The following is a 22,841-nucleotide window of genomic DNA, read 5'->3' on the forward strand; positions in this document are numbered from 1 at the left end:
CTCTCCCGGTGTTCCCGTCCGGTTTCCCCGAATGCGCCGAGCCGATTTCCGGTGCCGTTCTTGCCGTTCTCCGAGGTGTTTCCGATGAACCCGTACGGCCGTTCTCCGGGGCTCGCACCAGACCCGGAGAACGGCCGTCGGACATTCACCCTCTGAACCGGAAAGGATGCTATCGGCGTCCGGGCGGGGCGGTCACTGGGGAAAACACTGGTTCTGGACCGGCGTCAGGAGGCCCGCCAGCGCAGTGCCCTGTCGGCGATCCACAGCGACGCCACCGAGGCGACGGCGAGGACGGCCACGTCGAAGGCGAAGGTGCCGTCGATGTCCCCGGTGACACTGTGCCGGATCGCGTCGGCGCCGTAGCTGGTCGGCATGGCGTAGCTGATGACGCGCAGCGCGACCGGCAGGGACTCCAGCGGGATGAGCAGCGGGGCGCCCAGCAGCAGAAGGAAGTTGAGCATGTAGGTGACGATGGAGATGAGCTCGATCTTGTCGATGAGGCTGCCGATGACGAGGCCGAGCGCGGCGAGCGGGAGGGCGGTCAGCGGATACACGAACAGCAGCGTCGGCGACAGCGTGAGCCGGATGTCGTAGAGCGCCTCCACGGCGAGCAGGGAGGTGACCAGTCCCGGCGCGATGAGCAGGAGGCGGGCGGCGACGAACGCCGTCACGAAGGCCACTTTGCTGATGGGCAGCGAGGCGTAGTACATCATCGAGCCCTCGGCCTTGATGGCGCCGATGCGCTGGGCGATGGCCGTGGTGCCGAGCGCGGCGATGGAGAACACGCCGGAGCCGCTGGCGATGTACAGCAGGCTGGAGTGGTCGGTGAGCCCGCTGCCGATGCGGGAGAAGCCGAACACCATCGTCAGCGGCATGAAGATGCCGAAGACCATGTGGACGTGCCAGGACGTGCGCACGATCAGCATGTGCTCGAACCACAGGTACTTGAAGGACGTGCCGAAGGTGGCAAGCCGTGATGCGAGGGTGCGCCGGGGGACCCGGGCCGGCGCCGGGGCAGGCGGCGCCGGCCGGGGTGTGCGGGCGGCGGGCAGCGGTGCGCGCCGGGCGGGGGCGGGCGGGGTGGTCGCGGGGGCGTCGGGGGCGGGGGCCGCCTCGGGTGCGGCGCCCAGGGCGCCGACGGCGGCGAATTCCTTGGCGGGGGGCGGCGGTTCGGGTGAGTCGGTGGCCTCGGGTGCCGGCTCGGGCTCGGCCGGCTTCTCCGGTTCGCCGACGGGTGCGGGCTTGAGACTGAGGTAGACGTCCTCCAGGGTGGGCCGGGCGAAGCGGAAGTCGTCGACGCGGGTCACGCCGACGTCCGTGACCAGGACCTCCAGCAGGGGCTGGATCCGGTCGGGCGGCGCGGTGACGAGGTAGCTGCCGCTGCGGTCGCCGGGCGTGACGACGCCGATCCGGCCGAGCCGCGCGGCCTCCGCTTCGGTGAGGCTGCCGCCGTCGCGGACGAACAGCTCCAGGCGCGCCTGGGCGCCGGTCTGCTCCTTGAGTTCGCCGGGGGTGCCCATGGCGGTGATACGGCCGCCGTGCATGACGGCGACCCGGTGGATGGCCTTCTCCGCCTCCAGCACGTTGTGGGTGACGAGGACGACGGTCGTGCCGTCCTCGGCGGCGCGGCGCTGCACGATGTCCCAGATCAACCGCCGGTTGTGCGGGTCGAGTTCGTTGGTGGGCTCGTCGAGCACGATGAGTTCGGGCCGGCCCATCAGGGTCATGCCGAAGTTCACCAGGCGCATCAGGCCGCCGCTGAGCTTCTCCACCTGCCGGTCCGCGTAGGGCCCGAGACCCAGCTCGTCGATGAGTTCGTCGGTCTGGCGCCGGGCGTCCGCCTCGCTCTGGCCGCGCAGCCGCCCCGTGTAGTGCAGGGCCCGGCGCGCCTCGATCAGCCGCATCGACAGGCCGCGCTGCGGCAGGAAGCCGACGGTGGACTTCACCAGCTCGGGGTGGCGCACCACGTCGAAGCCGTTGACGGTGATGGAGCCGGAGGTGGGGCGCACCAGCCCCAGCATCTGCAGGACGAGCGTCGTCTTGCCCGCGCCGTTGGCCCCGAACAGGCCGAACACCTGCCCGCGCGGCACGTTGAACGTCAACCCGTCGTTGGCTCTGATGAGTTCACCGCCCCGGCCACGATAGGCGCGTACGAGATCACGCACCTCGATGGCCGGACCGTCGTCCGTCTTGACCATGCCCACGTCTCATCGCCTCTTCGGCTAAGGGACCCGGCCGTGCCGCTGGTCCGCCGTTCGTGCACCGGTTTCGCCCACGCTAGGCGGGGCGCGGCGGGGGACATCAGTGGAAGGTCTCCACCCCTCGGTCACCCGCCGCCGAGTTCGTCGTCGAGGAAGGCGAACATCTCGTCGTCCGACAGGTTGTCCGTGTCGAACTCCGTCGCCTTGCCCTGGTCGTTGCCGTCCGGGTCCGGTGCGCCGAGCCCCGACCAGCGGGTGCGCAGGACGTCGAGCCGCCCGGCGATCTGCCGGTGGGCCGCGCCGTCGGCGACCGGTTCCGGCAGAGTCGCGATCAGCTGCTCGACACGTTCCAGAGCGGCCAGCAGGCCGTCGGCCCCGGTCCGCTCGGCCGCGGGCGCGAGCAGCGCGTACAGGTGGCGGGCGACCGCCTCCGGAGTCGGGTGGTCCAGCGCGAGGGTGGCCGGCAGCCGCAGACCGGTGGCGGCGCTCAGCGCGTTGCGCAGTTCCACCGACATCAGCGAGTCGAACCCGAGATCGCGGAACGCCCGTACCGGCTCGACGTCCGTCGTGCCGCCGGGCCGGTGGCCGAGGACGCGGGCGGCCTGGTCGCGCACCAGCTCCAGTACGGCCGTACGCCCCTCGGACTCGTCCAACGTCGCGAGCCGCGCCACGAGCCCCGGATCGGTGGACCGGGCCGCGGACCGGCGTACCGGGACCAGCCCTCGCAGCAGTTCGGGCACCTCGTCGCGGGCGCGCAGCGCGGCCATGTCGAGCCGCACCGGCAGCAGCACGGGGTCCGCGGTCGAGGCGGCCCGGTCGAACAGGGCCAGGCCCTCGTCGGTGCGCAGCGGTGGGAAGCCGGCCGCACGCATCCGCTCGACGTCACGGGCGCTGAGCGCGCCGGCCATGCCGTCGGACTGCCGCCACGGTCCCCAGGCCAGGGAGCGGCCCGGCAGGCCGAGCCGGTGACGGTGCCGTACGAGCGCGTCGAGGAAGGCGTTCGCGGCGGCGTACGCACCCTGCCCGGCGTTACCGAAGGTGCCGGCAGCGGAGGAGAAGACGGTGAACGAGTCGACGTCCGGCAGCAGTTCGTGCAGATGCCAGGCGGCGTCCGCCTTGGGCCGCAGGACCGCGGCGACACGGTCGGGGGTGAGATGCGCGGCGGTGGCGTCGTCGAGGACGCCCGCCGCGTGCACCATGTGGCCGACGCGCCGACCGGCGAGGACGGCAGCGAGGGCGTCCCGGTCCGCGACGTCGCAGACCACCGCCTCGACGCGGGCGCCCTGCCGGGTCAGTTCGGCGACGAGTTCGGCGGCGCCGGGTGCGTCGGCGCCACGCCGGGACAGCAGGAGCAGGTCACGTACCCCGTGCCGGGCGACGAGATGGCGGGCGAGGACGGCACCGAGACCTCCGGTGCCGCCGGTGACGAGCACCGCTCCGCCGTCGTCGAAGGGCAGGCCGACGTCCGGACGGTTGTCGCCGCAGTCGAGGGCCGGGGTCACGCGCTCCAGCCGTGGCACCAGCACCTCACCGTCCACCACGGCCGCTTCGGGCTCCGTGACACTCAACGCCCGGGCCAGGCCGGACGGTTCCCCGGGCACGTCGAGCAGGCCGATACGACCGGGATGCTCGCTCTGCGCCGAGCGCAGCAGCCCCCACGCGGCGGCGGCACCCGGATCCGCCCCGGTGGTGGCCCCGCGCACCAGGACGACGAGCCGTGCCTCGGCGAAGCGTTCGCCGGCCAACCAGGTCCGGGCGAGGGCCAACGCCGCACGCGTGTGGGCGTGCGCGGAGCCGGCCGGATCGGCGCCGGTCACCCGCACCGGAGCGAGCACCAGGCCGTGGTGCGCGGCTACGGCGGTGAGATCCTCGTACGCCACCGCCTTGACGTCGGCCGCGGCCAGCTCCCCGGCGAGATCCTCGGGCAGCTCTCCGAGTACGGCGATCTCGGCGGGCACCTCGGCCGCCGACTCGCCGGCCGGCGTCCACGCGGTCCGCAGCAGCGCGTCCGGAGCGGCGGCGGACCCGGCACCGGCCATCCGGTCGCCGTCGACGGGCCGTACGGTCAGTCCGCCGACGGTGAGGACGGCCCGGCCCTCGGTGTCGGCGACCTCGATGCGCACCGTCCGCTCCCCCGTCCGCTCCAGCCGGGCACGCACCGTGCGGGCAGCCGAGGCGAACAGGGCCACCTCCTCCCAGGAGAACGGCAGCGCCGTACCCTCGCCGCCCGTGCCGGTGAAGCCGGCCGCGTGCAGCACCGCGTCGAGGAGGGCGGGGTGGACGCCGTAGCCGTCGGCGTCCGTCTCCGGCTGCAGGGACACCTCGGCGAACACCTCGGCGCCGCGCCGCCAGGCGTGTCGCAGCGCGCGGAAGGACGGCCCGTAGTCGAAGCCGGCGTCCGCCAATGTGTCGTAGTGCGTGGCGAGTTCGATGGCCTCGGCGCCTTCCGGCGGCCATACGGCCGGGCCGGCGACCGGCTCCTCGGCGGAGGCGTGAGTCAGAGCGCCGTGCGCGTACGCGGTCCACGGGGCATCCGTTCCGTCCCGGTCGGGGCGGCCGTGCACCGTGAAGGTGCGCCGCCCGGTGTCGTCGGCGCCGCCCACCCGCAGCTGCACTCCGATGGGTCCGCCGTCGTCGGGGAGCACGAGCGGGGCGACCGTCGTCAGTTCCTCGATGCGTGCGGCGCCGAGTTCGTCACCGGCCCGGATCACCAGCTCGACCAGGGCCGCACCGGGAACCAGGGTCCGGCCGAGCACCGTGTGGTCGGCGAGCCAGGGCTGCGCCTGCGGTGAGAGCAGACCGGTGAACACCGCGCCGTCACCGTCCGCGAGCAGCATCGCCGCACCGAGCACGGGGTGCCCGGCGGGCACGAGCCCGACGGAGCGTACCTCGCCCGCACCCTGGCCCGTACGGGGCTCCGGCCAGAAGCGCTGCCGCTGGAACGGGTAGGTGGGGACATCGGTGAGACGGGCGCCGGTCCCCGCGAAGTACGCCGCCCAGTCGACCGGGGCACCGTGTACAAAGAGTTGCCCCAGCGCGACGGCCAACGCCTCTTCCTCGGGGCGGTTCCTGCGCAGGGCCGCGACCGCGAGGGCCGCTTCGGGGGCGGACCGCTGGACCAGAGCGGTCAGGGTGCCGTCCGGACCGACCTCCAGGAAACGGGTCACGCCCTGCTCGGCCAAGGTGCGCACGCCGTCGGCGAACCGGACCGTCCCACGGACATGCCGGACCCAGTAGTCCGCCGCGTCCGGAGCGGCGAGGTCCCCGGTGAGGTTCGAGACGAGAGGAATGCGCGCCTCGCCGAAACGCAGAGGGGAGATCGCCGCGCGGAACTCGTCGAGCATCGGTTCCATCAGCGGCGAGTGGAAGGCGTGCGACACGTGCAGCCGGGTGGTGCGCCGGTCCTGCGGCAGGGCCGCGGCGACCGCGAGAACGGCCTCCTCCACGCCGGAGAGCACAAGCGAGGACGGACTGTTGACCGCCGCGATGCTCACCTCATCGGTGAGATACGGCGTGACCTCGTCCTCCGTGGCCTCGACCGCGAGCATCAGACCGCCCGCGGGCAGCGCCTGCATCAACCGCGCCCGCGCCGACACCAGCGCACACGCGTCCGCCAGCGACAGCACACCCGCCACATGCGCGGCGGCGATCTCCCCGACGGAGTGACCGGCCACGAAGTCCGGCCGTACGCCGAGGGATTCCGCCAGGCGGTACAGGGCCACCTCTACGGCGAAGAGCGCGGGCTGGGTGAACTCCGTGCAGTTCAGGGCGCGTTCGTCCGCGCCCCACATGACGTCCCGCAGACGCGGGTCCAGTTCGGCCAGGGTCGCGTCCAGGGCCTGGGCGAACACCGGGAAGCGGGCGTACAGTTCGCGTCCCATGCCGAGCCGCTGGGCGCCCTGGCCGGAGAACACGAAGGCCGTCGGGCCCTCGGCTGCCACTGCCCTGGCGCCTGCCGTCATCCCGTCCGCCGACGGCAGCAGCACCGCACGGTGAGCGAAGGAAGCCCGGCCGGTCGCCGCCGTGAAGCCGACGTGCACCGACGGCCCGTACGGCTGGAGTTGCCGTATCCGCGCGTCGAGTGCCTCTTCCGAGCGGGCCGTGACGACGAGGGGGACGATGCGCTCGGTGGCATCGGAGAGGGGTTCTTGCCCGGGGCCTGCTTCGAGGACGACGTGGGCGTTGGTGCCGCTGAGGCCGAAGGAGGAGACGGCGGCCCGGCGCGGGCGGTCGCTGTCGGGCCACGGCACCTGCTCCCGCACCAGTTCCACCGCGCCCGCCGACCAGTCCACGTGCGACGACGGAGCATCCACGTGCAGGGTGCGCGGGACCATGCCGTGCCGCATCGCCAGCACGCTCTTGATCACACCGGCGACACCGGCGGCGGCCTGGGTGTGGCCCAGGTTCGACTTCACCGAGCCCAGCAGCAGGGGCCGTTCGCGATCCTGACCGTAGGTGGCGAGCAGGGCCTGCGCCTCGATCGGATCGCCCAGCCGGGTTCCCGTGCCGTGCGCCTCGACCACGTCGACGTCCCGCGCCTCAAGGCCCGCCGACACCAGGGCCTGCCGGATCACCCGTTGCTGCGAGGGGCCGTTCGGCGCGGTCAGCCCGTTCGACGCGCCGTCCTGGTTCACCGCACTCCCCCGTACCACCGCCAGGATCCGATGGCCGTGGCGCACGGCGTCCGACTTCCGCTCCAGCAGCAGCACGCCGACACCCTCGCCCCAGCCGACACCGTCGGCCGAGTCCGCGAAAGCCTTGCAGCGGCCGTCGGATGAGAGGCCGCCCTGCCGGGAGAACTCCACGAAGGTCGTCGGCATCGACATCACCGTCACACCACCGGCCAAAGCCAACGAACACTCACCCGACCGCAACGCCTGCGCGGCCAGATGCAGCGCCACGAGGGACGACGAACACGCGGTGTCGATGGTCATGGTCGGGCCTTCGAGGCCGAGGGCGTAGGCGACTCGGCCCGACGCGATGCTCGGCGCGCTGCCGTTGCCGCGGAAGGCCTCGTACTCCTCCCCCGGCAGCAACTCGCGGTAATCGTTGTACATCACGCCCGCGAACACACCCGTCCGGCTGCCGCGCAGCGAGCTCGGGTCGATGCCGGCCCGCTCGATGGCCTCCCACGCGGACTCCAGCAGCAACCGCTGCTGCGCATCCGTCGCCAGCGCCTCCCGCGGACTCATCCCGAAGAACTCGGGATCGAATCCGGCGACATCGGCGAGGAAGCCACCGGCCCGGGTCGAGGACGTGCCGCTGTGGTCGGGGTCGGGGTGGTAGAGCCGCTCCAGATCCCAGCCACGGTCGGCCGGGAACTCGCCCACCGCGTCCACACCTTCGGACACGATCCGCCACAGATCCTCCGGCGACTCGACGCCACCCGGGTAACGGCAGGCCATACCCACGATCACCACCGGGTCGTCCATGACAGGCGTGGCGGGCAGGACGGCAGCCGGATCCGCCGTCGTACCCGCCAACCGCTCGCGCAGGTACGTCGCCAGCGCTTCGGCCGACGGGTGGTCGAAGACGAGGGTGGCGGGCAGTCGCAGACCCGTCGCCGTGGCGAGCGCGTTGCGCAGTTCGACGGCGGTCAGCGAGTCGAAGCCCAGGTCCCGGAAGGGGCGCCGGGGTTCGACGGCCCCGGCGTCGTCATGGCCGAGGACGGCCGCGGCACGGGCGCGGACCACGTCGAGGAGTACGGCCCGCTGTTCCTCCACGGTCCTCCCCGCCAGGCGACCGGGGAGGTCGCCGCCGGTGCTCGAACGGGTCCGGAGCAGGGCGCGGAGCAGCGGCGGGACGTCGGTACGCGACCGCAGGGCCGCATGGTCGAGCCGTACGGGCACCACGACCGGTGCTTCGCCGGCCGTAGCGGCGTCGAACAGGGCCAGGCCCTCCTCGACGGTGAGCGGGCGGAAGCCGGCGCGTGCCAGACGCTCGCGGTCGGTGTGGTCGAGGTCGCCGGTCATACCGTCCGTCATCTCCCACGGCCCGTAGGCGAGGGACGTCACGGGCAGGCCGAGGGCACTGCGGTGGGCGGCCAGGCCGTCGAGGTAGGCGTTGGCGGCGGCGTAGTTCGCCTGGCCGGTGCCTCCGAAGGTGCCGGCCGCCGAGGAGAGCAGGACGAACGCCCGGACGTCGGGGAGGAGTTCGTGCAGGTGCCGTGCGGCGTCGGCCTTGGGGCGGAGGACCGCGCGGAGGCGTTCGTCGGTGAGGGAGGTGAGAACGCCGTCGTCGAGGACGCCGGCCGTGTGGACGACGGCGCCGACGGTACGGCCGTTGAGCAGGCCGGCCAGTGCGGCGCGGTCCGCCACGTCACAGGCGGCGATCTCCACACCGGCACCGAACTCCGTCAGTTCGGCGCGCAGTTCGGCCGCACCCGGGGCGTCCGGCCCTCGCCGGGACACCAGCAGAAGGTCGCGTACCCCGTGGTGGGTGACGAGATGGCGTGCCAGCGCCGCGCCGATGCCGCCCGTGCCGCCGGTGATGAGCACGCAGCCCGGCCCGGTCCAGAGGGCACGGGCCTGCGCGGTGCCGGGCTCGTGACGGGTCAGACGCGGTGCGAGCAGCTCCGTACCGCGCACGGTGATCTCCGACTCGCCGCCTGTGTCGTAGGCGGCGAGGAGCCGGGCCGGGGGCGGGAGTTGCGGGGTGCTCGGGTCGCGGGTGAGCAGGGCGAGCCGGCCGGGGTGTTCGTTCGCCGCCGAGCGGACCAGGCCGCGGACGGCTTCGAGGACCGGGGTGTCGTCGTCGGACGTGACGACGACCAGGCGGGAGGTGGCGTACGGCGGTGCGGCGAGCCAGGTCTGGAGGAGGTGCAGGGTGTGCCGGAGCGTGGTGTGCAGATCGTCGGCGGTGATCTCGGTGAGGACGAGGTCGGCGGGCGTCGTGGTGCCGTCCAGGGCGTGCAGGATCTCGGCGTCCTGTGGCGCCCAGGCGGGGGCCGAACCCGTGGTGAGTACGGCCGTGCGAGCGGCCGGCGACGCTTCGGGATCCGGTACGGGCGCCCAGGTACGCCGGAACAGCGCGTGGGGGGCCGCCGTACGGGTCCAGGACGGCGGCCTGGTGACGAGGGAACCGACGGAGGCCACGGGCTTTCCCGTGGGGTCGATGACGGTGAGGCGGACGGTGTCCGTGTCCGTGTCGCGGACGATGTGGGCGCGCAGCACGCGTGCGCCCGTGCCGCCGTGCAGGTCCAGGTTCTGCCAGACGAACGGCAGCCCCGGCGTGCCGCCGGTGAGGACGGCGGCGTGCAGCAGGGAGTCGAGCAGCGCGGGGTGCGGGCCGAAGCCGTCGGTGTCCGTGTCCTCCGGCAGGGCGGCCTCGGCGAACACCTCGGCGCCGCGCCGCCGGACGGCGGTGAGCGCCCCGAACGGCGGGGCGTAGGCGAGGCCCGTGTCGGCCAGTTCGGTGTAGAAGCCGTCGAGGTCGACCGGCTCCGCGTCGCCGGGCGGCCATGGGACGGCCGTACCCGACTCGGGGGCCTGAGCAGTGGGGGCGAGCAGCCCGGCCGCGTGGCGCAGCCAGGGAGCGTCGGGGTCGTCGTCGGGCCGGGAGGAGACGGTGACGGGGCGCAGGCCCAAGTCGTCGGGCTCGGCGACGGACACCTGGAGGGCCACGGCCTCTCGGTCGGGCAGGACCAGCGGCTGTGCGAGGGTGAGTTCGGTGACGTGCCCGTGGCCGAGTTCGGCGCCGGCTCGGGCGACGAGTTCGGCGAGCGCGGTGCCCGGCAGCACGACCCGGCCGGCGACGCGGTGGCCCGTGGTCCACGGGTGGGTCACGGTCGAGACGCGGCCGGTGAACAGGGCGGCGTCGGCCTCGGCGAGGCGGACGGCCGCGCCCAGCAGCGGGTGGTGCACGGCGGTCAGCCCGGAGCCCCGGACGTCACCGCGGGCGGCCCCGGCGGCCGGCCAGTAGCGGCGGTGCTGGAAGGGGTAGGCGGGCAGTCGGGTGCGGCGGGCGCCGGTGCCGGTGAACAGCGCGGGCCATTCGACGGGCACACCGGTGGTGAACAGCCTCGCCAGCGCGGTGACCAGCGTGCTCTCCTCGGGGCGGCCCGGCCGCAGCAGCGGCACGGCGAGGATGTCGGTGTCCTCGCGCAGGATCGACTCGACGAGTGCCGTGAGCGCGGCGGTGGGGCCGACCTCGACGTACGTCCGCACCCCGGTGTCGGCCAGCGTGCGGACCGCGTCGCCGAAGCGGACGGTCTCACGCACCTGCCGCACCCAGTGGCCCGGGTCGGTCAACTCGCCTTCCCCTACGGCGGTTCCGGTCAGGGTGGACACGACGGGCAGGCGGGGCGGCTGGAGGTCCAGGGTGTCCAGTGCCTCCCGGAAGGCGGACAGCATGGGGTCCATGTGTGCCGAGTGGAAGGCGTGGCTGACGGGGAGGCGGGTGGTGCGTCGGCCGGGGAGCGCGGCGAGGGTGGCCTCGACGGCGGCGGGGTCGCCGGAGACGACCACGGCCGCGGGCCCGTTGACGGCTGCGAGGGTCGCCCCGGCCGCGAGGTGCGGCCGTATGTCGTCCTCGTCGGCCTCGACGGCGACCATGACCCCGTCCTCCGGCAGGGCGTCCATCAGCGTGGCCCGTGCGGTGACCAGACGGCACGCGTCGGGCAGCGTCAGGACACCGGCGACGTGCGCGGCGGCGATCTCGCCGACCGAGTGCCCGGCCACCACATCGGGGCGCAGTCCGATGGACTCCAGCAGCCGGTACAGGGCGACCTCGACGGCGAAGAGCGCGGGCTGGGCCGCGCCGGTGCGGTTCAGCGCGGCCTCGTCGGTGCCCCACAGCACGTCGCGCAGACCGGGTTCGAGCAGGTCCAGCGTCTCCTCGAGCGCGGCGCGGAACACCGGGAACCGATCGTACAACTCGCGACCGACGCCGAGACGTTGAGCGCCCTGACCGGAGAAGAGGAAGGCCGTCGGGCCGGGTTCGGCGGCGACTGCCCGGGCGATCTCGACGGAGCTGCCGGTGCCGGTGGCGAGGGCCACGGCGCGGTGCGGGAAGGCGGTGCGGGCGGTGGCCGCGAGGGTGAAGCCGACGTCTAGGACGTCGTCGCGGGTGGCGAGTTGCGCCGTACGGACGTCGAGGGCGGCGGCGCTGCGGGCGGACAGCACCCACGGGACCACTTCCGGCGTCACGGCCACGGAGTCCCGCTCGGGCTCCTCCTCCTGCGGCGGGGCCGCCTCCAGGACGAGGTGGGCGTTGGTGCCGCTGACGCCGAAGGAGGAGACGGCGGCCCGGCGCGGGCGGTCCGTCGCGGGCCACGGGGTGTCCTCACGCACCGGGCGTACCGCGCCCGACGCCCAGTCCACGTGCGTGGACGGAGTCTCGGCGTGCAGGGTCCGGGGCACGACTCCGTGGCGCAGGGCCAGCACCGTCTTGATGACGCCGGCGACGCCCGCGGCGGCCTGCGTGTGCCCGATGTTGGACTTGACCGAGCCGAGCAGCAGCGGCCGTTCGCGATCCTGACCGTACGTCGCGAGCAGGGCTTGCGCCTCGATGGGGTCGCCGAGCCGGGTGCCGGTGCCGTGCCCCTCGACGGCGTCCACGTCGGCCGGGGTGAGTCCGGCGGCCGCCAAGGCCTGGCGGATGACCCGCTGTTGGGCGGGTCCGTTGGGGGCGGTCAGGCCGTTCGAGGCGCCGTCCTGGTTGACGGCGGAGCCGCGCAGGACGGCCAGCACCGGGTGCCCGTTACGGCGGGCGTCGGACAAGCGCTCCAGCACGGCCAGTCCGACACCTTCACCCCAGCCGACGCCGTCCGCCCCGTCGGAGTACGCCTTGCAGCGGCCGTCGGCGGCGAGCCCTCCCTGGCGGTCGAACTCGACGTAGGTCGACGGGGTCGCCATCACCGTCACGCCGCCGGCCAGGGCGAGGGTGCACTCGCCGCCGCGCAGCGCCTGGGCAGCGAGGTGCACGGCCACGAGCGAGGAGGAACAGGCGGTGTCGACGGTGACGGCCGGTCCCTCCAGGCCGAGGGTGTACGCCACCCGGCCGGAGGCCACGCTGTGGGCACTGCCGGCGCCGCGCAGTCCGGCGTAGCGCTCGTCGGTGAGGAGGGTGCCGTAGTCGCCGTACATGACGCCGGCGAAGACGCCGGTACGGCTGCCCCGCAGCGACACCGGGTCGATCCCCGCGTCCTCGACGGCCTCCCAGGAGACCTCCAGGAGGAGTCGCTGCTGCGCGTCCGTGGCCAGTGCCTCGCGCGGGCTCATGCCGAAGAAGTCGGCGTCGAAGTCGCCCGCGCCGGTGAGGAATCCACCGCGCCTGGCCTCCTCCCAGCCGCGCTCCGCGGGTACGTCGCCGATCGCGTCGACGCCGTCGGTCACCAGCCGCCACAGGTCGTCGGGGGAACCGACGCCGCCGGGGAAGCGGCAGGCCATGCCCACGATCGCCACGAGGTCGTCGTCCGTGGCGGTGAGCCGGGCAGGCGGTTCGGCGGCGGCCGGGGCCGGGCCACCGGTCAGCCGCTCGTGCAGGTGTGCGGCGAGATCGGCAGCCGTCGGGTGGTCGAAGACGAGGGTCGCGGACAGCCGTAGGCCGGTGGCGGTGGCGATGCCGTTGCGCAGCTCGATGGCGGTCAGCGAGTCGAATCCCAGCTCTCGGAAGGGCCGTTGAGGATCGACGGCGTCGGCGCGGCGATGCCCGAGGACGCGGGCGACCTGCCCACGCACCAGGCCGAGCAGCTCGCGTCGCTGTTCCTCGGGCCCGAGTCGGCCCAGTGCCGCCCCGAGCCCCTCGCCGCCGGACACGGACGGCGCGGCGGCGGTACGGCGCCGGCCGCGGACGAGCCCGCGCAGCACCGCGGGTGCGGCGGACCCGGCGGCGCTCAGTGCCTGGGTGTCGAGGCTCAGGGGCAGCACGACGGGTTCGTCGCCGGCGAGGGCGGCGTCGAAGAGGGCGAGTGCCGTCGCCGTGGGCAGGGGCAGCAGCCCGGTGCGGGCCATGCGGGCCCGGTCGGCGTCGGTGAGCCGCCGGGTCATCCCGGCGGAGGCCTCCCAGGGGCCCCAGGCCAGCGACAGCCCCGGCAGCCCCGCGGCGCGCCGCTCGCGTACGAGGGCGTCCAGGCAGGCGTTGGCGGCGGCGTAGTTGCCCTGTCCCGCGCTGCCGAGCACACCCGCGGCCGACGAGAACACCACGAACGGCACGTCGGCATCCACGAGTTCGTGCAGATGGCGGGCGGCCTCCGCCTTCGGCCGCAGCACGGCCGTCACCCGCTCCTCGCTCAGCGCGGTGACCACGCCGTCGTCGAGCAGCCCGGCCGTGTGCACCAGACCACCGAGGGTCCGCCCGGCCAGCAGCCCCGCCAGCGCGTCCCGGTCGGCCACGTCACAGGCGGCGACCTCGGCACGGGCACCGGCCCGCGTCAGCTCGGCGACCAGGTCGGCGGCTCCCGGCGCCTGCGGGCCACGGCGCGAGACCAGCAGCAGGTTCCGCACACCATGCCGCTCGACGAGATGCCGCGCCACGGCGGCACCGAGCCCGCCGGTACCGCCGGTGACCAGGACGCTGCCCCGGTCCCACGCCGGCGACCGCCCTGCACCGGCCGTCACCCGGCCCAGCCTGGGCACCAGCACGTCCCCGCCCCGCACGGCGGCCTCGGGCTCGGCGCCGTCCAGGAGCAGGCCGAGTGCGCTGTGCAGCGCCCGCGGTGCCGGATCGGTGAGGGCGAGCACGGCCAGTCGGCCGGGGTGCTCGGCCGCGGCCGACCTCAGCAGTCCACGCACGGCAGCCATGGCGGGATCGTCGGAGTCCCGCGTCACCAGGACCAGTCGGCGCTCGGACTCTTGGGCGAGGGCCCCCTGGAGGACCCCCAAGGCGTCCACCACGGCGGATCGCGCTTGCGACCCGGCCGGCGGCAGCACCAGGACCTCGGCCTCGGCGCCGTCCTCGCTCACGACGAGCCCCGCCTCATGCAACGCCGCGCTGAGCGTGCCGTCGTCGTCCCCGGAGAGGCACAGCGTGCCAGGGCCGCGGGACGCCCGCGCGGCCGGCACCCACTCGACGCGGTAGAGCGGCCCGACCGAGGCCACCGCGTCCGACTGCCCGGCCGTGAGGGCACGGACCGCAAGCGCGTCGGCATCGGCCACGGGCTGCCCCGTCGGGTCGGCGAGGGTCACCCGGACACGATCCGGCGCGACGAGGGCCAGCCGCGCCCGCACGGCCGTCGCGCCTTCGGCGTGCAGCGTGACGCCCTCCCAGGAGAACGGCACCACACCGTCCCCGACCAGCAGCGAAGTGCCCTGCAGAGCGGCGTCGAACAAGGCGGGGTGCAGAGCGAAGCCACGCGGCCCGATCCCTTCGGGCAGCTCGGCCTCGACGAAGACCTCGTCACCGCGCCGCCAGGCGGCGCGCAGCCCTTGGAAGGCGGGGCCGTATCCGAACCCGGTCAGCGCCCGGTCGGCGTAGAAGGTGTCGAGCGGGACGGGGTCGGCACCGGTCGGCGGCCAGACCGCCAACTCCGGTTCGGGGACGGGTACTTCCTCCTCATCGTCCAGCACGCCGGTCGCATGGGCGGTCCACGGCGCCTGGGCATCGGCCTCCGGGCGAGACTGCACGGTGACGGCCCGGCACCCGTCCGCGTCGGCCGGGCCGACGGTGACCTGAAGGCGTGCGGCACCTTCGGCGGGCGCCATCAGCGGCGCGCTCAGGGTCAGCTCGGCGAGACGTCGACAGCCGTACTCCTCGCCGGCACGCAACGCCAGTTCGGCCAGCGCGGCGCCGGGAAGCAGGGAACGCCCGTGCACCGTGTGGTCGGCGAGCCAGGGATGCGCGGCGAGCGAGAGCCGACCGGTCAGGACGACGCCGCCGGATTCGGCCAGGGGTACGGCCGCGCCGAGCAGCGCGTGTCCGACGGGTTCCAGGCCCAGGGCGACGGGGTCCTTGAACGACGGGGAGGACTCCGGCCAGAAGCGCCGGCGCTGGAAGGGGTACGTCGGTACGTCGGCGGGGCAGGTGACGGTGCCGGTGAAGTACGCCGGCCAGTCGACGGGTACGCCGTGGGTGAAGAGGTGGGCGAGGGCCGTGAGCGCGGCTGTCTCTTCGGGGCGGTTCCTGCGCAACGTCGGGACGATGACGGTGCCGTCCGGCGCTGTCTGCTCGATCAGGGCGGACAGCACGCTGTCCGGGCCGAGCTCCAGGAAGCGGGTGACGCCTTGTCCGGTGAGGGTGCGGATTCCGTCGGCGAAGCGGACGGGCTCGCGGACGTGCCTACCCCAGTAGTCCGCCGTGGCCGGAGCGACCAGGTCTCCGGTGACGTTCGAAACGACCGGAATACGCGGCTCGTGGAAGCGCAGATCCGAGATCGCCGCGCGGAACTCGTCGAGCATCGGGTTCATCAGCGGCGAGTGGAAGGCGTGCGACACCCGCAGCCGCCTGGTGCGCCGGTCGCCGGGCAGGGCGGCGGCGACCGCGAGGACGGCGTCCTCCACGCCGGAGAGCACAAGCGAGGACGGACTGTTGACCGCCGCGATGGACACCTCATCGGTGAGGTGGGGGGCGACCTCGTCCTCCGTGGCCTCGACCGCGAGCATCAGCCCGCCCTCGGGCAGCGCCTGCATCAACCGCGCCCGCGCCGACACCAGCGCGCACGCGTCCGACAGCGACAGCACACCCGCGACATGCGCGGCGGCGATCTCACCCACGGAGTGACCAGCCACGAAGTCCGGCCGCACGCCCAGCGATTCCACCAGCCGGAACAGCGCCACCTCAATGGCGAACAGGGCCGGCTGGGTGAACTCCGTACGGTTGAGGACGCTTTCGTCCTCGCCCCACATCACTTCACGCAAGCCGGGGTCGAGCTCGGCCAGGACCTCGTCCAGCGCCCGCGCGAACACCGGGAAACGGGCATACAACTCCCGCCCCATCCCGACACGTTGAGCGCCCTGACCGGAGAACACGAACGCCGTCGGTCCTTGCGATGCCACTCCCCTGGCGGCCTCGGTGACACCCTCCCCGGACGCCAGCAGCACGGCCCGGTGCGCGAACAGCGCCCGGCCGTTCGCAAGGACGCGGCCGATGTCATGGGGCGAGCCCTCCGCGCCCGCCCTCAGTCGGTCGAGTTGCGCGTCGAGCGCGGCCGCCGTCTTGCCGGACACGACCCACGGGACGGTCACGGACGGGTCCGTCGCGTCCTCGAACTCAGGTTCCGGGGGCGCCTGTTCAAGGATCAGGTGCGCGTTGGTGCCGCTCACGCCGAAGGAGGAAACGCCGACGCGATACGGGCGTCCGGTGTCCGGCCAGGCCACCGGCTCGCGCACCAGCTCCACCGCGCCCGCCGACCAGTCCACGTGCGACGACCGAGCATCCACATGCAGGGTGCGCGGCACGACACCATGCCGCATCGCCAGGATCGACTTGATCACACCCGCCACACCCGCAGCCGCCTGCGTGTGCCCCAGGTTCGACTTCACCGACCCCAGCAGCAGCGGCCGTTCACGATCCCGACCGTACGTCGCAAGCAGGGCCTGCGCCTCGATCGGATCACCGAGAGTCGTACCGGTTCCGTGCGCCTCCACCACATCGACGTCCCCGGCACCGAGCCCGGCAGCCGCCAGCGCATGCCGGATCACCCGCTGCTGCGACGGACCATTCGGCGCGGTGAGCCCGTTCGACGCGCCGTCCTGGTTGACAGCCGACCCCTTGACGACCGCCAGAATCCGGTGACCCTTACGCACCGCGTCCGACTGCCGCTCCAGCAGCAGCACCCCCACACCCTCGGCCCAGCCGACACCGTCGGCCGCATCCGAGAACGCCTTGCACCGCCCATCCGGCGCCAACCCACCCTGCCGCGAGAACTCCACAAACGTCGTCGGCGTCGACATCACCGTCACACCACCGGCCAACGCCAACGAACACTCACCCGACCGCAACGCCTGCGCCGCCAGATGCACCGCCACCAACGACGACGAACACGCCGTATCGACGGACACAGCCGGCCCCTCGAAGCCCAGCGCATACGCGACACGCCCCGAGGCGACGCTCGGTGCGCTGCCGTTGCCCCGGAATGCCTCGTACTCCTCCTCCGGCAGCAACTCGCGGTAGTCGTTGTACATGACGCCCGCGAAGACGCCCGTCCGGCTGCCGTGCAGCGACGTCGGATCGATACCCGCCCGCTCGATGGCCTCCCACGCGGACTCCAGCAGCAACCGCTGCTGCGCATCCGTCGCCAACGCCTCACGCGGACTCATCCCGAAGAAGTCCGCGTCGAAGTCCCCGGCGTCGTGCAGGAAACCCCCTTGGCGGGTGGAGGAGGTACCCGGGTTCTCGGGGTCGGGGTGGTAGAGCCGCTGAAGGTCCCAACCACGGTCGGAAGGAAACTCTCCCACCGCGTCCACGCCCTCGGACACCAGCCGCCACAGGTCCTCGGGCGACGACACACCACCCGGGAACCGGCACGCCATCCCGACGACCACCACCGGATCATCGGTGGGGGTCGTCGTGGATGGCGCTGTCTGTGTCGTCGTCCCCGTGGCGGTGTTCGGGAACAGGTCCGACAACAGGTGCTCGGCCAGCGCCCTGGGTGTGGGGTGGTCGAAGATGAGGGTGGCGGGCAGCCGCAGGCCGGTCGCCGCGCCGAGGGCGTTGCGCAGTTCGACGGCGGTCAGCGAGTCGAAGCCCAGGTCCCGGAAGGCCCGGCCGGGCTCGACGCGTTGGGCGTCCTGGTGACCGAGGACTGCGGCCACCTGCTCACGCACGACGTCGAGCAGCGCGGCCCTGCGGTCGGCGGGTTCCAGCGGCGCGAGCCGTTCCACGAGGCCGTCCGTGCGGGACGCGGTGGTGGCGGCCGTGCTCAGCGTGGTACGGCGTGCCGTAGGGCGAGCCAGCCCGCTGAGGAGTGCGGGGACGTCGTCCCGGGCGCGCAGCGCGGCGAGGTCGATGCGGATGGGCAGGACGGCGGCGTGTCCGGTGGCCGGGGCGGCGTCGAGGAGGGCCAGGCCCTGCTCGGGGGTGAGGAAGGGGAAGCCGGAGCGGGCGAGGCGGGCCCGGTCGACGTCGGTGAGGTCGCCGGTCATGGTGCTGCCCGCGACGTCCCACGGCCCCCATGCGAGGGAGAGCGCGGACAGGCCGAGGGCGCGGCGGTGCTCGGCGAGGGCGTCGAGGAAGGCGTTGGCGGCGGCGTAGTTGGCCTGGCCCGCACCGCCGAGGGTGCCGGCGGCGGAGGAGAACAGGACGAACGTGCCTGCGTCGGAGACGAGTTCGTGGAGGTGCCAGGCCGCGTCGGCCTTGGGTCGCAGCACCGTGTCGAGGTGCTCGGGGGTGAGGGCGCCGACGATGCCGTCGTCGACGGTGCCGGCGACGTGGACGACCGCGGTCAGCCGCTCGCCGTCCAGCAGCCGGGCGAGAGCGTCGCGGTCGCCGGTGTCGCAGGCGACGACGCGGACTCGGGCGCCGAGTTCGGTCAGGTCGGCGGTGAGCCGGTCCGCGCCGGGGGCGTCGGGGCCGCGGCGGGAGACGAGCAGGAGGTCACGCGCGTCGTGCCGGGTCACGAGGTGGCGGGCGACGACGGCGCCGAGGCCGCCGGTGCCGCCGGTGACGAGGACGGTACCGGAGACGTCCCAGGCGGGTGACTGCTCGGCGGCGCGCGGGACTCGGGCCAGCCGGGCGGCGCGCAGGCCCTCCGCGTCGGCGCGTACTTCGGGCTCGGGCGTGGTCAGGGCGCGGCGCAGCAGTTCGCCGTCGACAGGGCCGTCGAGGTGGAGGACCGTGATGCGGCCGGGGTTCTCGGTCTGCGCGGTGCGCAGGAGGCCGCGGGCGGCGGCGGCCGGGAGGTCGCCGGTGGCGGGGGTGGCCACGACGAGGCGGGAGTCGGCGAAACGGGGGTCCGCGAGCCATGCCTGGACCAGGCTCAACGCGTGTCCGGTGAGGGCGCGCACGGCCGGCGGGGGCGGGCCGTCGTCGGGCCCGGATGCGATGCGGGTGAGGACGACGGGGGGTGCGGCGTCGAGTGCGGCGAGGCCGGGGGCGACGGTGACCGTGGCTGCCGTGGCACGTAGGGCGTCGGCCAGGTCGTCGGTGTCGGGGCCGATGACGGCGACGGAGAGGTCCCTTGCGGTGCTCTCGCCCAGGAGTTGCCAGTCAACGGTGAAGAGCGCGTCGGGTGCGGTACTGGGCGTCGCGGGCGCGGGGCGGGTGACCAGCGCGTCCACCGTCAGGACCGGGTTGCCCGCGGGATCGGCGGCCGTCACGGTGACCGTGTCGTCGTCCAGGCGGGCGATGCGGGTGCGCAGGGTCGTGGCACCGGCGGCGTGCAGGCGGACCCCCTCCCAGGAGAACGGCAGGCCGCCTTCGCTGAGGGTGCCGAGGTCGCCGTAGGCGGCGGCGTGCTGGGCGGCGTCGGCCAGGGCCGGGTGGAGCAGGAAGGCGGTGGCGTCGGTGTGTGCCTGGCTCGGCAGCGCGGCCTCGGTGAACAGTTCTGTGTCGCGTCGCCAGGCGGCACGCAGGCCGCGGAAGACGGGCCCGAAGGCGAAGCCGAGTCCGGCCAGATCGTCGTAGCAGTCGGTGAGGTCGATCGGCTCGGCACCGGGCGGTGGCCACGCGGTGTCGGGCGGCGCGGCGGCAGGGCTGTCCGTGACGGTGTCGAGGCGTCCCGTGGCATGGACGGTCCAGGGGGTCCCCGGATCGGCGGTGTCGGGGCGGGAGTGGACGCTGACGGGGCGGCGTCCGTCGGGGGCGGGCGGGCCGACGCGTACCTGGAGGTGTACGGCCTCGCGGTCGGCGATTTCGAGCGGGGCCGTGAGGGTGAGGTCGTGGACGCGGTCGCAGCCGACCTCGTCACCGGCCCGCAGGGCGAGGTCCAGGAAGGCGGTGCCGGGCAGCAGGACGCGGCCGTGGACGACGTGGTCGGCGAGCCACGGTTGGCGGGCGGGGGTCAGCCGTCCGGTGAGGACGACGCCCTCGCCGTCGGCCAGGTCGACGGTGGCGGCGAGCAGGGGGTGGCCGGACGTGCCGAGGCCGAGGCCGGCGGCGTCGCGGGCGCGGCCGGTGCCGGTGGGCCAGTAGGGCTGCCGTTCGAAGACGGTGGTGGGCAGGTCGACGCGGCGGGCGCCGGTGTCCCGGTAGAGGGCGGCCCAGTCGACGGTTCCGGCGGCGCTGGCGGTGTGGAGCCTGGCCAGTCCGGTGATCAGGGACAGTTCCTCGGGGCGGCCGGCGCGCAGGACCGGGACGGCGACGGTCTCGGGGTCGGCGAGGGTGTCGTCGACGAGCGGGCTGAGCACGCCGTCGGGGCCGAGTTCCAGGTGGGCGCGCACGCCCTGCGCGGCGAGGCCGCGTACGGCGTCGGCGAACCGCACGGTGGCGACGGCGTGCCGCGTCCAGTGCTCGGGGTCGCACAACTCGCGGGCGGTGGCGGTGCGGCCGGTGACGGTCGAGACGACGGGCAGCCGCGGCTCGTGCAGGGTGAGCCCGGCGACGACGGCACGGAAGTCGTCGAGGACGGGTGTCATCAGCGGTGAGTGGAAGGCGTGCGAGACGACGAGCCGGTGGGTGCGGTGCCCGGCGTCGCGGAGCCGTGCGGCGGCTGCGAGCACGGCGTCCTCGGCGCCGGACAGGACGACGGAGGCGGGGCCGTTGACGGCGGCGAGGGCCACGTCGCCGCCGAGCAGCGGGCGCACCGCGTCCTCGGAGGCCGCCACGGCGACCATCGCACCGCCCCCGGGCAGCGCCTGCATGAGGCGTCCGCGTGCCCTGACGAGCGCGCAGGCGTCCTCGGCGGAGAGCACGCCCGCGACATGGGCGGCGGTGATCTCGCCGATGGAGTGCCCGGCGACGAAGCCGGGGCGCACCCCCAGCGACACCGCGAGCCGGTACAGGGCGGTCTCGACGGCGAAGATGGCGGACTGGGCGTGTTCCGTGCGGTTCAGCGCGGCCTCGTCGTCGCCCCACATCACGTCGCGCAGCGCGGGGTCGAGGTGGCCGAACAACTCGTCGAGGGCCTCGGCGAACACGGGGAAGCGGTCGTACAACTCGCGTCCCATGCCGAGGCGTTGGCTCCCCTGACCGGTGAACAGCACCGCGAGGCCGCCCTCTCCTGCCGTGCCGCGGGCCACCTCGCGCGGACCGTCCTCGTGCGGCAGCAGCACGGCGCGGTGTTCCAGGTGGCCGCGTCCGGTGGCGAGGGAGTGGCCGACGTCGACAGCGGTGAGGCCGGAGGCGGCGGCCGTGACCCGGTGCAGCTGGGCGTCGAGGGCGGTGGCGGTGCGGGCGGACACCGGCCAGGGTGTCAGGGCCGGGGTGAAGGTGGCCTCGGGTTCCTCTGTGCGCGGGGCCTGTTCGAGGATGACGTGGGCGTTGGTGCCGCTGATGCCGAAGGAGGAGACGCCGGCGCGGCGCGGAGCGCCGGTCCGCGGCCAGAGCGTGTTGGCGGTCAGGAGCGCGACGGAGCCGGCGGTCCAGTCGACGTTGGGCGTGGGCTCCTCGGCGTGCAGGCTGCGCGGGAGCTGACCGGCCCGCAGCGCCATGACGGTCTTGATGACGCCGGCGACTCCGGCGGCGCCCTGGGTGTGACCGATGTTGGACTTCACCGAGCCCAGCAGCAGGGGCCGTTCGCGGTTCTGGCCGTAGGCGGCGAGGAGGGCCTGCGCCTCGATGGGGTCGCCCAGCGTCGTGCCGGTGCCGTGCGCCTCCACGGCGTCGATCTGCTCCGGCGTGAGGCCGGCGTTGTCGAGGGCGGCGCGGATGACGCGTTGCTGCGCGGGCCCGTTGGGGGCGCTGATGCCGTTGGAGGCGCCGTCCTGGTTGAGGGCGGTGCCGCGGACCACGGCGAGGACGGGGTGGCCGTTGCGCTCGGCGTCGCTGAGGCGTTCCAGTACGAGGACGCCGGCGCCCTCGCTCCAGCCGACGCCGTCGGCGGCGGCCGAGAAGGGCTTGCAGCGGCCGTCGGCGGCGAGGCCGCCCTGCGCGGTGAAGGACACGAAGGTGCCCGGGGTGCACATGACGGTGGCGCCGCAGGCGAGGGCGAGCGTGGACTCGCCGCTGCGCAGCGACTGCACGGCCCAGTGCAGGGCGACGAGGGAGGAGGAGCAGCCGGTGTCGACGGTGACGGCGGGCCCCTCCAGGCCGAGGACGTAGGAGACGCGCCCGGAGATCACGCCGGCGGCGTGGCCGGTGGTGGCGTAGACGTCCATGTTCTCGCGGGCTTCGGCGACGACCTTGCCGTAGTCCTGGATGGTGGTGCCGGCGAAGACGCCGGTGCGGCTGCCGCGCAGCGCGGTGGGGGCGATCCCGGCGCGTTCGAGGGCCTCCCAGGCGGTCTCCAGGAGCAGCCGCTGCTGCGGGTCCATGGCGAGGGCCTCGCGTGGGGCGATGCCGAAGAACCCCGGGTCGAACTCGGTCATCGCGTCGAGGAAGCCGCCCTCGTGGGCGCGGCTGCGTCCGAGTCCGTCGCCGGTGAGGCGGGCCAGGTCCCAGCCGCGGTCGGCGGGGAACGGGCCGATGGCGTCCCGCCCGTCGACGACCAGCTGCCACAGGTCCTCCGGGGAGGCGACGCCGCCGGGGTAGCGGCATCCCATGCCGACGACGGCGATCGGTTCCACGGCCGCCGAGATCAGCTGCTGGTTGTGCCGCCGCAGCCGCTCGTTCTCCTTCAGGGAGGTCCGCAGCGCCTCGACGTAGGGGTTGGGTGTGTTCAAAGCGGGC

At 74.1% G+C, this 22,841-nt stretch carries 2 protein-coding genes; both read right to left on the reverse strand.

Annotated elements, in window-relative coordinates; all coding sequences use genetic code 11:
• Positions 1–224: 224 nt before the first annotated feature.
• Entirely contained in the window at positions 225–2,198 is a 1,974-nt protein-coding gene (locus ACIA8X_RS35685; RefSeq protein ID WP_399460034.1) for an ABC transporter ATP-binding protein/permease, read from the reverse strand.
• A gap of 128 nt (positions 2,199–2,326) precedes the next feature.
• Positions 2,327–22,834 (reverse strand): SDR family NAD(P)-dependent oxidoreductase, encoded by a 20,508-nt coding sequence (locus ACIA8X_RS35690; protein ID WP_399460036.1) that lies wholly within the window; start codon positions 22,832–22,834, stop codon positions 2,327–2,329.
• Positions 22,835–22,841 lie beyond the last annotated feature (7 nt).

It is taken from the genome of Streptomyces sp. NPDC051738 (assembly GCF_044453205.1).
Taxonomy (GTDB): domain Bacteria; phylum Actinomycetota; class Actinomycetes; order Streptomycetales; family Streptomycetaceae; genus Streptomyces.